At 61.0% G+C, this 13,294-nt stretch carries 9 protein-coding genes and 1 rRNA gene; 9 read left to right on the top strand and 1 reads right to left on the bottom strand.

What is annotated here, in order from left to right:
• Window positions 1-42 precede the first annotated feature (42 nt).
• The 8 genes from rrf to BN1137_RS19180 all read left to right on the top strand — a co-directional run bounded on the left by rrf (window position 43) and on the right by BN1137_RS19180 (window position 9,934).
• Window positions 43-157: ribosomal RNA gene (gene rrf, locus BN1137_RS19215) — 5S ribosomal RNA — on the top strand.
• 152 nt (window positions 158-309) lie between these two features.
• A complete protein-coding gene (gene ebgR / locus BN1137_RS19210) occupies window positions 310-1,275 on the top strand; it encodes a transcriptional regulator EbgR (RefSeq protein ID WP_050720134.1) in 966 nt (321 codons plus the stop codon).
• Window positions 1,276-1,590: 315 nt separating this feature from the next.
• On the top strand, window positions 1,591-4,665 hold the full coding sequence (gene ebgA / locus BN1137_RS19205) for a beta-galactosidase subunit alpha (RefSeq protein ID WP_050720133.1): 3,075 nt from the start codon (window positions 1,591-1,593) through the stop codon (window positions 4,663-4,665).
• Window positions 4,662-5,117 (top strand): beta-galactosidase subunit beta, encoded by a 456-nt coding sequence (locus BN1137_RS19200; protein ID WP_050720132.1) that lies wholly within the window; start codon window positions 4,662-4,664, stop codon window positions 5,115-5,117. The genes ebgA and BN1137_RS19200 overlap by 4 nt, the downstream gene beginning before the upstream one ends.
• A gap of 101 nt (window positions 5,118-5,218) precedes the next feature.
• Entirely contained in the window at window positions 5,219-6,673 is a 1,455-nt protein-coding gene (locus tag BN1137_RS19195) for an amino acid permease (RefSeq protein WP_050720131.1), read from the top strand.
• 85 nt (window positions 6,674-6,758) lie between these two features.
• Window positions 6,759-7,097, top strand: coding sequence for a tRNA-binding protein (locus BN1137_RS19190; protein WP_050720130.1), 339 nt, complete (start codon window positions 6,759-6,761; stop codon window positions 7,095-7,097).
• Window positions 7,098-7,231: 134 nt separating this feature from the next.
• Window positions 7,232-8,680 (top strand): amino acid permease, encoded by a 1,449-nt coding sequence (locus tag BN1137_RS19185; RefSeq protein ID WP_050720129.1) that lies wholly within the window; start codon window positions 7,232-7,234, stop codon window positions 8,678-8,680.
• Window positions 8,681-8,962: 282 nt separating this feature from the next.
• Window positions 8,963-9,934, top strand: coding sequence for a bile acid:sodium symporter family protein (locus tag BN1137_RS19180; protein ID WP_050720128.1), 972 nt, complete (start codon window positions 8,963-8,965; stop codon window positions 9,932-9,934).
• A 99-nt stretch (window positions 9,935-10,033) separates the two neighbouring features.
• On the opposite strand, the gene ovoA is transcribed toward BN1137_RS19180, so the two are convergent.
• Window positions 10,034-12,184: a 5-histidylcysteine sulfoxide synthase gene (ovoA, locus tag BN1137_RS19175; RefSeq protein ID WP_050720127.1), complete on the bottom strand. Its 2,151-nt coding sequence runs from the start codon at window positions 12,182-12,184 to the stop codon at window positions 10,034-10,036.
• Window positions 12,185-12,511: 327 nt separating this feature from the next.
• On the opposite strand from ovoA, the gene BN1137_RS19170 reads away from it, so the two are divergent.
• On the top strand, window positions 12,512-13,234 hold the full coding sequence (locus BN1137_RS19170; RefSeq protein ID WP_050720126.1) for a head GIN domain-containing protein: 723 nt from the start codon (window positions 12,512-12,514) through the stop codon (window positions 13,232-13,234).
• Window positions 13,235-13,294 lie beyond the last annotated feature (60 nt).

Genomic DNA, 13,294 nt, shown 5'->3' with positions numbered 1-13,294 from the left:
GACTCTGGGTATCAGCACCAGTTTTAAGTAAAACAGCTTTTGCCTGACGGCAATAGCGCCGTGGAACCACCTGATCCCATGCCGAACTCAGAAGTGAAACGCGGTAGCGCCGATGGTAGTGTGGCATTCGCCATGCGAGAGTAGGACACTGTCAGGCACCTATTTAGAAGAGGCCTCCCATGCGGGAGGCCTTTTTGCTTTGGAATTTTTGCCACTTATCACGGTTTCTTTTAGTAAAAATGCTGGGCTGTCAGTGACTTGCCCGTTACTCTGAGGCATGGGCCGGGGGTTATCGCCAGAGGAGTATGCATGGCCACGTTGAAGGAAATTGCGCTGGAGGCCGGGGTATCCCAGGCTACGGTGTCACGGGTGCTCAATGAGGATCCGACACTGAGCGTCAAGGAAGAGACAAGGCACAAGATCTTCGAGATCGCCGAGCGGTTGGAGTACAAGACCAGCAGCGCTCGCAAAGGTGTGCACAAGAGCAAGCTGCACTTCCTGGCGGTCTATGCCTACCAGCAGAGCACCGAGGTCAATGACCCCTATTATCTCGCCATTCGCTACGGTATCGAGACTCAGTGTGCCCGCCTCAATATCGAACTGACCCACTTCTACAACGGCGCCGAAGGGCGGGATCTCTCCGCCGTCGACGGCATCCTGGTGATCGGCCATTTGCCTGCGGAGCGTCTGGCCGCCCTCTATTCTCTCTCTGCCCAGCTGGTGTTTATCGACTGCCGCTCCGAGGGGGAATTCGATTCGGTGGACGTGGATCTGGCGCTGATCAGCCAGCAGGTGGTGGACTTCTTCATCGCCCAGGGGCATGGCCGCATCGGTTATATCGGTGGTCAGGATGAGGCACCGGATCTGCGTGAACTCGCTTTCGTCGACTATGGTCAGCGGCTAGGGGTGGTGCAGGAGAGTGACCTCTATCGGGGCGATTTCTCCAGCGCTTCCGGTTACCGGCTGGCGAAGGAGATGCTGGCCGGCGACTGGCCAAAGGCGTTATTTGTGGCCTCGGATTCCATCGCCATCGGTGTGCTGCGGGCCATCCACGAGAAGGGATTGGTCATTCCCCAGCAGATCGAGCTGATCAGCGTGAACGACATCCCGACCGCCAAGTTCACCTTCCCGCCGCTCTCCACGGTGCGGATCCACTCCGAGTTGATGGGTTCCCAGGGGGTCAATCTGCTGGTTGAACGGCTGCGGGACGAGCGAGAAGTACCGCTGCGGGTGCTGGTGCCCAGCAAGTTAACCCTGCGTGGTACCACACGATAATTTTAGTAAAATATTTTCTTTTTGGCTTGCTTCATATGCTATGGGGCAAGCCGTTCCTCCCTCATCAATTGACACCCTTGTTATAACTCACATTCAATAGATTGTTTATTAACAACTTTATGTGGTTTATATAATGATGCCAATATCTATGCCATTCAGGCAGATCCATTCCCCCTTTATGTTAGGCTTCCGATCCCGCTCACAAATCGGGCTATGATATGTGATCAGGTTAAAAGATTACCGATCATTAACTGATATTTAGTAAATGTTTATCTAGAGTTTACCCAGTTACCTTGCCTTGTTCCGGGAGGACATGTGAATAACTGGGAAAACGTTCAACTCGTTGGTGAACACCGACTGGCACCCCGTGCCTACTTCTTCTCTTATGCCGACAGCACCAGTGCCGCTACCCTGCAGCGTGAGCTGAGCCGCCGCTTCCAAAGCCTCAGCGGTCAGTGGCAATTCCACTATTTCGAACACCCGCTGCAGGTGCCGGAGGCCTTCTATCACAGTCCCATGACGGAGTGGGGCCAGATAGCCGTGCCCAACATGTGGCAGATGGAAGGCCACGGCAACCTGCAGTACACCGACGAAGGTTTTCCCTTCCCCATCGATGTGCCTTTCGTGCCAAGCAACAACCCGACCGGTGCCTATCAGCGCAGTTTCACCTTGAGCCCAGCCTGGGCGGGTGAACAGGTGATCATCAAGTTCGACGGGGTAGAGACCTACTTCGAAGTTTATGTGAACGGCCACTATGCGGGTTTCAGCAAGGGCAGCCGTCTCACCGCCGAGTTCGACATCAGCGCCTACGCCCACACCGGCGAGAACCTGCTGTCGGTGCGGGTGATGCAGTGGGCGGATTCCACCTACATCGAAGATCAGGACATGTGGTGGATGGCGGGGATCTTCCGCGACGTCTACCTGGTGGGCAAGACCCCCGTCCATGTGCAGGACTTCTTCATCCAGACCGCCCTGGCCGACGACAATCGGAGCGCCACTCTGAGCTGCGACATTCGGCTGGAGAACCTGGGGGCCCAGGCCCGTGACCATCGCCTGGTCTGGTCCCTACTGGATCAGGGCAGCGAGATAGCCGGCGGCTCTCTCGACAGCCTTGTCATCGATGGCGAGCTGAGCTGCGGCTTCAGCCTGGATCTGTCGAGCCCCCGGCTGTGGAGCGCCGAAGACCCGTATCTTTATCAGCTGCAACTCTCCCTCTATGACGACAGTGGCGAGTTGCTGGAAGTGATCCCGCAGCGAGTCGGGGTGCGCGAGATCCGCGTTAAAGGCGGGCTGTTTTATGTCAACGGCCAGTACCTCAAGCTGCACGGGGTGAACCGCCACGACAACGACCACCTGAAGGGCCGCGCCGTCGGCATGGATCGGGTGGAGCGGGATATCGTGCTGATGAAGCAGCACAACCTCAACTCGGTGCGCACCGCTCACTACCCGAACGATCCGCGCTTCTACGAGCTGTGCGACCAGTACGGTCTGTTCGTGATGGCGGAGACCGACGTGGAGACCCACGGTTTTGCCAACGTCGGCGATCTCAGCCGCATCACCGACGATCCCTTCTGGGAACCGGTGTTTGTAGACAGGATCGAGCGCCACGTCCACGCCCAGAAGAACCACCCCTCCATCATCATCTGGTCCCTCGGTAACGAGTCCGGCTACGGCTGCAACATCAGGGCCATGTACCACCGCTGCAAGGCGCTCGATCCGACCCGGCTGGTGCACTACGAGGAAGACCGCGACGCCGAGGTGGTGGATGTGGCCAGCACCATGTATTCCCGCGTCTCCCAGATGAACTGCTTCGGCGAGTTCCCCATGGACAAGCCACGCATCCTCTGCGAATACGCCCACGCCATGGGTAACGGCCCCGGTGGCCTGCACGAATATCAGCAGGTGTTCGATCGCCATCCCCACATTCAGGGTCACTACATCTGGGAGTGGTGCGATCACGGCATCCTGGATGAGGACGAGCAGGGCCGCCCGGTCTACAAGTACGGTGGCGACTACGGTGACTACCCCAATAACTACAACTTCTGCATGGATGGGCTCATCTACCCGGATCAGACCCCGGGGCCCGGCCTTCGCGAATACAAGCAGGTGATCTGCCCGGTCAAGATCCGCGCCCTCGACGGAGCGAACGGCAAGCTGGAAGTGGAGAACCGCTATTGGTTCTCGAACCTGGATGACATTCGCCTACTGGTCGAGGTGAAGGCGGAAGGCGAATTGCTGGCCAGCCAGCAGATCCGGCTGGACGGGGTTGCCCCCGGCGCCACTGTACCGCTGCAGCTGGCGCTGCCGAGCCTGGATGAGCGGGAAACCTTCCTCCAGATCCGGGTCATCAAGGCCAGCGCCACCCGCTACAGCCCGGCGGATCACGAGCTCGGTCAGTATCAGTTCCAGCTCAAGGCATCGACCCGCCAGCTGCAACCGCTGCGTAACCCCAACGCCACGGCGCTGCAGACCACCGATGAACGGCTCGCGCTGACCCTGACCGGCAACGGTTTCGCCCTGCGCTTCTCCCGTCTCGACGGCAAGTTGGTGAGCTGGCAACAGGATGGCAATGAGCTGATCGAACGCTCGCCGCGCCTCACCTTCTTCAAGCCGATGATCGACAACCACAAGCAGGAGTACGAGAGCCTGTGGCACCCGAACCACCTGCAGATCATGCAGGAGCACTTCCGCAGCCTGAGCTGGCGTCAGCTGGGTGAGGCGGTCGAGGTGACGGTGGAGAGTCTGATAGCGCCCCCGGTGTTCGATTTCGGCATGCGCTGCTGCTACGTCTACACCCTGAGCCCGAATGGCCAGCTGCACGTGGATCTGTGCGGCCAGCCCTACGGCGGCTATGACGACATCATCCCCAAGGTAGGCTTCGAGCTGGGTATCCGTCAGGACCTCGATCGGGTGCACTATTTCGGCATGGGGCCGGGTGAAAACTACCAGGACAGCCGCCAGAGCAACTGGATCGACTGCTTCCAGAGCACGGTCGCCGAGATGTGGGAGCACTACCCCTTCCCGCAGGACAACGGCAACCGCCAGCAGGTGCGCTGGGTGACCCTGACCAACCGCCACGGTGATGGCCTCTATGTGCGGCCCGATGCCCCCATCAACCTGAGCGTCTGGCCCTACAGCTGGGAACATATCCACGCCGCCCAGCACATCAACGAGCTGGAGCCCAGCGGTTATCTCACCCTGAATCTGGATCACAAGGTGCTGGGGCTCGGCTCCAACTCCTGGGGATCCGAGGTGCTGGATTCCTGGCGGGTGCGTTTCGAACCGTTCTGCTTCGGCCTGACCCTGCTGCCCATCGCCCGCGGCAACCTCAATCCGGCCGCCCTGGCCGGGCTCGATCTCAGCATCAACGGCGGGAGGAACCTCGCATGATCACCCTGGATAACCTGACCCTGTTCAAGAACATCTACCGGGAGGGCAAGAAGTGGGGCCGCTGCGTGGAGGCCATCGACAACCTGCCTAACCTCAAGCCCGGCATCTGCCACTCCATCGGTGACTCCCTCACCTACCGCTTGCAGGAGGGGGCCAGCCCGGCCACCTCCCTGTTCGAAGGGCAGCGCCGCTACTTCGATATCCACTACTACCTGGAAGGGCAAGAGACGGTGGAGTGGGCTGGAAAAAGCGAGTTGCAGACCGAGCAAGCCTATGACGACACCACAGACCGTGAGTGGCTGGCCGGTGAGGTGCGCGAGCGCCAGAAGGTCGGCAACGGTCAGCTGGTGATCTTCGAGAACCACGAGGCCTACCGCTTCGTCGGGGATGGCGAGGTTCGCAAGCTGATCATCAAGGTCACGGTGGAAGGCGGCTACTTCAAAAACAAATAATCCGCCGCTTTTGTACTGATAAAAGCCGGAAGGGGCGGGGCTCACCCTACAGCCAATGCCCCGCCCTTTCGCAGAGATAACTACAGGTCTGGAGATGGAAAATGTCAGATTCCAAGCGCAATACGATAGGCAAGTTCGGCTTGCTGTCGCTCACCTTTGCGGCCGTATTCAGCTTCAACAACGTCATCAACAACAACATCGAGATCGGCCTGGCCTCGGCCCCGATGTTCTTTCTGGCCACGATTTTTTACTTCATTCCGTTTTGTCTGATCATCGCGGAGTTCGTGTCACTGAATAAGAACTCCGAAGCCGGTGTCTATGCCTGGGTCAAAAGCTCCCTCGGTGGACGCTGGGCCTTTATCTCCGCCTACACCTACTGGTTCGTGAACCTGTTCTTCTTCACCTCGCTGTTGCCACGGGTGATTGCCTATGCCTCTTATGCCTTCCTGGGCTACGAATACATACTCACGCCGCTGGCGACCACTGGCCTGAGCATGATCCTGTTCGCCTTCGCCACCTATGTCTCCACCAACGGCGCCAAGATGCTCGGTCCCATCACCTCGGTGACCTCGTCCCTGATGCTGCTGCTGACCCTCTCCTACATTTTGCTGGCGGGCGCAGCCCTGATCGGCGGCGTGCAACCGGCGGACCCCATCACGGTAGAGGCGATGATCCCGGACTTCAGCTGGGCCTTCCTGGGGATCACCACCTGGATCTTTATGGCGGCCGGCGGCGCGGAATCCGTCGCCGTGTACGTGAATGACGTCAAGGGCGGCTCCAAGTCGTTCGTGAAGGTGATCATCATCGCCGGCATCTTCATCGGCGTGCTCTACTCAGTCGCCTCACTGTTGATCAACGTGTTTGCCCCCAGCGACACCCTGAAATTCACCGGCGGCTCGGTGCAGGTGTTCGAAGGGCTGGCCTCCTACTTTGGCCTGCCAATCCTGCTGGTGAACCGCTTCGTGGGTCTGGTCTCCTTCACCGCCATGTTCGGCTCCCTGCTGATGTGGACGGCCACCCCGGTGAAGATCTTCTTCTCCGAGATCCCGGCCGGCATCTTCGGCAAGAAGACGGTCGAGCTGAACGAGAACGGTGTGCCCGCCCGTGCGGCCTGGATACAGTACCTGATCGTGCTGCCGCTGATGCTGATCCCGACGCTCGGCTCCAACACCGCCCAAGACCTGATGAATACAGTGATCAACATGACGGCTGCCGCCTCCATGCTGCCACCGCTGTTCATCATGCTGGCCTATCTGAACCTGCGCCTGAAGATGGATCACCTGCCACGGGATTTCAAGATGGGCTCACGCACCACCGGCATCGCCGTGGTCTCGGTGCTGATCGCCATCTTCTCGGTGGGCTTCTTGGCCTCCACCTTCCCGACCGGCGCCGACATCATGACCATCGTCTTCTACAACGTGGGCGGGATTGTGATTTTCCTCGGCTTCGCCTGGTGGAAATACAACAGATACGAGGCCTCCCTGAGCGCTGAGGCGCGGCGGATAGAAGCCCAGCCGACCGCCCAGGTTGCCGTCCCGGTGGTATTAGCACCCTGATCAGGGCCCAAGTGGCCAAGCACGTTAAACCGGGTGGCTGCGGCCACCCGTGACCGGTTGCACAACAGAGAACAAGGAGAATGGAATGAGCGAGTTGATCGAGTTTGCCGAATTCAAGCGGGTCGAGATGAAGGTGGGCAAGGTGCTGGAGGTGGTGCGCCACCCGGGCGCCGACAAGCTCTATATCGTTCAGATAGACGTGGGGGGCGAGCGGCCACTGCAGACGGTCACCAGCCTGGTGCCCCATTACAGCGAAGCGGAACTGCTGGGCAGCCAGGTGGTGGTGCTGACAAATCTGAAGCCCACCAAGATGCGCGGTGAGCGATCCGAGTGCATGTTGCTGTGCGCCGAGACGCCGGACGAGAGCCAGAGCGTGCTGCTGCAGCCTCGCGTGCCCATGGCGCCGGGCACCCCCATCGTCTGATGGTTGATAGTCCGTATATCTGCCAGGACGGCCCGCCTGGCCATAACAAGAAATAAAAGAGTCCGGCCATCAGGCCAGGACAGCACACAGTCAGAGTCAAAGCGCCGTCACGGTGCGCCCCATGGGAGAACATCATGTCAGATTCAGTACGCGGCACCATTGGCAAGTTTGCCCTGTTGTCGATGACCTTTGCCGCCGTGTTCAACGTGCGCAACATCGTCAACAACAACATCGAGCTGGGGCTGAGTTCGGCGCCCATCTTCCTGTTGGCCACCCTGGTTTACTTCATCCCCTTCGTGTTTATCATTTCCGAGTTCGTCTCGGCCAACAAGCACTCGGAATCGGGTATGTATGACTGGCTTAAGAAGCCACTCGGCACCCGTATGGCCTATCTCGGCTCCTTCCTCTACTGGTTCGTGAACCTGTTCTGGTTCGTCTCCCTGCTGCCGAACGTCATCGCCTACGCCTCCTACGCCATGCTGGGCTATGAATACAGCTTCTCCCCCATGGTGACCTCGGTCATCTCCATCGCGCTGTTCGCGGCGGCGACCCACATCTCCACCAAGGGCGCCAGCTGGCTCGGCAAGATTGCCGAACTGGTGGCCTACGGGGTGTTCGCCCTGTTCGCCATCTATGTGCTGGGGGCCCTGATGGCCCTCGGTGGCGATCATGTGCCGGCCCAGCCCATCACCCTCGAGGCCATGACCCCGACCGTCAACTGGGCGACGCTCGGCATCATGTGCTGGATCTTCCAGGCGGCGGGTGGCGCCGAGACGGCGGCTGCCTACCTCAATGACGTCAAGGGTGGGCAGAAGTCCTTCATCAGGGTGATCATCACCGCCGGCATCATCATCGGCGCCATGTATGCGCTGGGCTCCTTGCTGGTGAACGTGTTCGTGCCGCGGGAGAGCCTCACCTACGCCGGCGGCATGGTGGAGATCTTCACCGGCATGGCGCAGTACTTCCATGTCTCCGAGGCGCTGGTCGGGCGGGCGGTCGGGGTGGTGCTGTTCATCGCCATGTTCGGCTCCATGATGATGTGGACCTCGGCGCCGGTGAAGATCCACTTCTCCGAGATCCCCCAGGGCGTCTACGGCGAGAAGACCACCCAGCTCAACGAGCACGGGGTGCCGGTGCGCGCTGCCTGGTGGCAGTTTGTGTTCGTGTTCGTGATGCTGGTGGTAAACGGTTTTGGCTCCGAGTCGGTGCAGCAGATGATGAACACCGCCATCAACCTCACCGCCGGCACCGCCATGTTGCCGCCGATCTTCATCATGGTGGCCTACTTCGTGTTCCGCTGGAAACACGACGATACCCCCCGCGAGTTCCGCATGGGATCCCGCCGCTTCGGCATGGCCGTGGTGTCGGTGCTGATCCTCATCTTCGTGGTGAGCATGAGCGCCTCCGCCTTCCCGAGCGGGGTGGATCTGGTGCGCGCCTTCTTCATCAACGTCTTCATGACGGCGGTGTTCTCGGCCATCGCCTACTGGTGGATCTCCCGCTTCGAGAAGCGTCAGGCCCGCAAACTGGCCGGTGGCGGCAAGCTGCCAGGCAAGGGGAGCAAGCTGGTCAAGCAGAGCTGACGACATCAGACCTCCTGATGCAATGGGTGGCCCAGGCCACCCGTTTTTTATGCTTTCTCGCCCCTGGAGCACTGTGGATTGTTCACTTTCACACCAACATGGTTCAAAGACGTTTAATTTTCTTAAACGCCTGAAACCATCGCTCAACTTTGCAGCACCGATTTCTCGGGGTAAGCTGGGGATTCGTTGCAACGGGAGCTCTCAAACAGCTCCTGTTGTCTTTCCTGTCGTCCCCTCCCGAACGCCTCGGCGACGCGGGACGCGCTTTCCTGGAGACTCGTCGTGCGTCTAGATCCCTTTACCTGTGTGCTGATCCTGGTGGTCACCCTGGCCTCCCTGTTCCCCTGCGAGGGGCAGGTCGCCGTCTGGTTCGCGCTGTTGACCAAGCTGGCGGTGGCGCTGTTGTTCTTCATGCACGGCGCCAAGCTGTCGCGCCAGAACCTGCTGGCGGGGCTCGGCCACTGGCGGCTGCACCTGGTGGTGATGCTCAGCACCTTCGTGCTGTTCCCGCTGCTGGGGCTGTTGCTCACCCCCTTCGTGCCCCACTGGCTGAGCCCAGCCATCTACCTCGGCTTCCTGTATCTGTGCGCCCTGCCCGCCACCGTGCAGTCGGCCATCGCCTTCACCTCCCTGGCCGGTGGCAATGTGTCGGCGGCGGTGTGCAGCGCCTCGGCCTCCAGCATCCTCGGCATCTTCCTCTCCCCGGTGCTGGTGGGACTGATGATCAACGTGCAGGGGGAGGGCATCGACACCTGGCACTCCATCCAGTCCATCATGGTGCAGCTGATGCTGCCGTTCGTGGTGGGGCACCTGTCCCGGCCGCTCATCGGCCGCTGGGTCGATGCCCACAGGCCGCTCATCGGCAAGCTGGATCAGAGCTCCATCCTGCTGGTGGTCTATGTGGCCTTCAGCGAGGCCGTGGTGCAGGGGATCTGGCACCAAGTGGGTTGGTATGACTTGGCCAGTATCGTGCTGCTGAGCTGCGTACTGCTGGCGCTGGTACTGGGCTGGAACGTCTGGATCAGCCGTCGGCTCGGGTTCAACCGGGCGGACGAGATCACCATCGTCTTCTGCGGCTCCAAGAAGAGTCTGGCCAACGGGGTGCCCATGGCGAACGTCATGTTCCCGGCCGCCAGCGTTGGGGTCATGGTGTTGCCGCTGATGATCTTCCATCAGATCCAGCTGATGGTGTGCGCCGTGCTGGCGCGCCGCTATCACGAGGGGACAACTCAGGCCTCCACTCAGGAGGGATGAGGCACCCGCTAGGTGACAAGAGCGCTGCGTGGACAAGAGATAAACGCGGATAAAAGAGAGGGAGGCCAGTGCCTCCCTCTCTTTTTTGTTGCATCAGCTTCAGCGTTTACGCCAGACGGTGAGCTGGGCCAGGGTGTGCTGATACTTGCGGGCGGTCTCGCGGATGACGAAGGGGACGTCCCTTGGTGGGCACAGCTCCTCGAACTCCGCCGCCAGCAAGCGCTGCAGCGCCTGATGGGTGCTGAGCGCCTCGCCGTTCTCGCGGATGCCGCCGAGCCAGTTCGCCTTGGGGGTGTAGTCGGTCAGCCAGGTGTAGGGGCTGGTGAGCATCAAGAGGCCGCCACTGCGCAGGCGCGGGGCAATGTCGCGCAGGAAGCGGGCGGGTTCGCGCAACCGGTCGATGAGGTTGGAGGCGAGCACCAGATCGTAGTGGTCGTACTTGGGCTTGAGGTTGCAGGCATCCCCTTGGCTGAAGTGGATGCGATCGGCCTGTGCACTGCCGAGATCCTGGGCGGAGAGCCGGGCCTCGCAATACTCCACCAGCCCCCCCTCAACCGGCATGGCGTAGCGGAAGCTGTCCTGTTTGGCCAGCGCCAGCGCCACGTCGATGAAGCGGGCCGAGTAGTCGACTCCGTCAACGTGCTGGAAGTGGCGGGCCAGCTCGAAACTGGCGCGGCCGGTGGCGCAGCCGATGTCCAGCGCCCGCTGGTGGTTGCCGCACAGTTCGCCGGCAAGGTCAGCCAGGGTCTTGGCGTAGTTCGCCACCCCGAAGTGGGTCGGGCCGTATTGGAAGTCGAGGTATTGGGCGACGAGCGTGTCGGTTTCGTAAGGATTCACAATGATGGGTTCCTGATAGCGGGAGACCAGGTAGCGGAAGCCCGCGTGCTGGAAGAAGTGGCGGCGAAAGGCGTAACGGGACGATTTGAGCGCCTCGTTGCCGGTGCTTATCCAGCTGCCCCCCTTGATCAGGCTGTGCTTGCCATCGAAGGTGGGGGTGGAGAAGTCGTCGTAGAGGGGATGCACCTTGAAACCCTCGAAGCCGTCGATGGCGGTGCTGGTCCACTGCCAGACGTTGCCCACCAGATCGAAGAAGTCGGCCTGGGGGCAGGCGTTGACCGGGCAGGGGGAGGCGAAGCGGGCCAGGTTGATATTTCCTGGGGCCTCCAGCCAGTCCGGCTGATCCCCCGCCAGTTGTTCGCGCAGCAGCTGCCATTCGGCCTCGCTCGGCAGCTGGACGGACAGCCCTGTCTGGGCCGATTTCCAGCGGCAGAAGGCGGCGGCTTCCAGCTGATTCACCTCGGCGGGCCAGTCCCAGGGCATGGGGATCTGCTCCGTCATCAACCTCAGTTGCAACTGTTCGGGTTCGCTGGGATCGCCCACCCAGAAGCTCGGCATCCGCGCCCCGGCGAACTGGCGCCAGCCCCAGCCTTCATCGTCCCACCAGGCCTGTTGCCGATAGCCTCCCGCCTGCACGAACGCGAGGTATTCGGCATTGCTCACCAGCATGCGGCTCGCCTGGAAGGGGGCCAGCTCGATGTGGCGCTCGCCGTATTCGTTGTCCCAGCCATAGGTGGCGTCTTGCTTGCCGAGGCGCACCCGTCCTCCCGCCACCGGCAGCAGGGCGTTGGCGGGCACCTCGCCGGGCTGGTGGCTGCGCTCTTCGCAGACCGGCCAGTGAGCTTGGGGTCGCACCCAGGCCAGCGGCAGCTGGCGGATCAGCACGCTGGAGGTCTCGAGGTGAATGCGCTCGTGCTCTATGCCCATCAGGATGACCCAGGCCGGGCTCTGCCACTGGATGGGCAGGGTCAGGGGCATGCGCTCGATAAAGTCAGTCACCAGGGCACACACCCTGGTTCGATAGCTGCGCAGTTCGGCGACGCTGGGCCAGTCGTAATGGGTGTCGTCCAGATCGTCCCAGCTCATCTCGTCCACCCCGATGGCCACCATGGCCTCGATGCGCGGATCGAGGCGAGCCTCGATGAGGCGGGCCGCCAGCAGCTTGTTGATGAAGAAGGCGGCGGTGTGGCCGTAGTAGAAGATGAGCGGGTGGCGCAGGGAGATGGCCTTGCTGAACCAGGCGCGCTCATCGGCCAGGCAATCGAACAGGGAGTCATAGAGCGCGAAGGTCTGGCTGAAGTAGGCGAGCAGCTCGCGCCGCTTCTGCTCGGGATCCTCACCGGTCAGCAGCGGGGTGCGGGTAGGCGCTGGCAGGCCGTCGATGGCGGCAAGGGGGTGGCTGGCTTGGGTCACGCTCTGACTCCTTTTGGGCAGTGAAGACGGACTGGGTGCGCGGATGCACAAAGTATCACTATTGGCTCAACAGACCGGCGCGACAACAAAAAACTGTCGGGGCCTATCGTCATGGCGGCTGCTCGCCCGGCAGGGCCATCCCCATTCGGGTATGGTCAGTTTTACCACTATATAGTCAGAATGGCGCCTTACAGCCTGATGACACAGGCAATAAAAAGAGTAAAACCCATAAAAATCATGTGATTGAGCTTATGGCACGAGGATTGCCATCTTGATTCCCGGATGAGTACAAACAGGCCGGACAGGGCCATCAACAAGGAGAGAGAAATGAAGTGGATGCTGGGAGTGATGTTGGCCCTGGGGCTCGGTGGCTGCAACAAGCTGGATTACATCCAGGTGAGCGGTGATGGCGCCGTCATCGAGCAGCGCCATCCCCTGGGTCAGCAGGTGACCCGGGTGCTGGCCGGGGTGCCCGCCAATATCCATCTGGTGGTCGGGGAGGAGAGGGGCATCTTGATCCGTGGGCAGGAGAAACTGCTGCCCTATCTGGTGCTGACCGAGCGAGGCAACAAGCTGGAGCTGGAGGTCAAGGATGGCTACCGGCTTGAGTCTCCCGAACCCATCGACATCACCATCACCCTGCCCAAGGTGGAAGAGCTGGCGCTGGCGGGCCTGGCCCGTGGCGATCTGAGCGGTTTTTCGGGGGATGAACTGGTGCTGTCGGTGGCAGGCTTGGGAGACATAGTCGCCAGCCAGCTGGCGCTGGATCGACTGGAGGGCAACATCGCCGGTGCGGGCAGCCTGGATCTGGGGAGCGGTTCGGCCAGGGAGGTCGAGCTGAATATCGCCGGCGCCGGCGGCGTGTCGGGCGCTGAGTTCAAGGGAGAGAAGGTCGAGGTCAATATCGCGGGCAGCGGCGATGTGGAGGTGAATGCCAGCGAGTTGCTGAAGGTCGGCATCGCCGGCTCCGGCTCGGTCAATTATTGGGGCGATCCCCGACTGGAGAGCGAGATCGCTGGCTCGGGCGCCATCTCCCGGCAGGGGAGCTGAGTACCCGGTTCGATTGCAGCTAAAAAAACAGGCCCATGCAGGGCCTGTTTTGTTATCCAT

Source organism: Aeromonas tecta (assembly GCF_000820185.1).
In the GTDB taxonomy this organism is placed as follows: Bacteria; Pseudomonadota; Gammaproteobacteria; order Enterobacterales; family Aeromonadaceae; genus Aeromonas; species Aeromonas tecta.
The sequence above is the reverse complement of the archived record's forward strand: the minus strand, read 5'-3'. Positions and strand labels throughout refer to the sequence as shown.

What these genes read in the sequence shown, in the direction of transcription:
- BN1137_RS19195 (WP_050720131.1), top strand. Translation starts at nt 5,219, where the DNA reads ATGTCAGATTCCAAGCGCAATACGATAGGCAAGTTCGGCTTGCTGTCG.
- BN1137_RS19190 (WP_050720130.1), top strand. Translation starts at nt 6,759, where the DNA reads ATGAGCGAGTTGATCGAGTTTGCCGAATTCAAGCGGGTCGAGATGAAG.
- BN1137_RS19185 (WP_050720129.1), top strand. Translation starts at nt 7,232, where the DNA reads ATGTCAGATTCAGTACGCGGCACCATTGGCAAGTTTGCCCTGTTGTCG.
- ebgR (WP_050720134.1), top strand. Translation starts at nt 310, where the DNA reads ATGGCCACGTTGAAGGAAATTGCGCTGGAGGCCGGGGTATCCCAGGCT.
- BN1137_RS19200 (WP_050720132.1), top strand. Translation starts at nt 4,662, where the DNA reads ATGATCACCCTGGATAACCTGACCCTGTTCAAGAACATCTACCGGGAG.
- BN1137_RS19170 (WP_050720126.1), top strand. Translation starts at nt 12,512, where the DNA reads ATGAAGTGGATGCTGGGAGTGATGTTGGCCCTGGGGCTCGGTGGCTGC.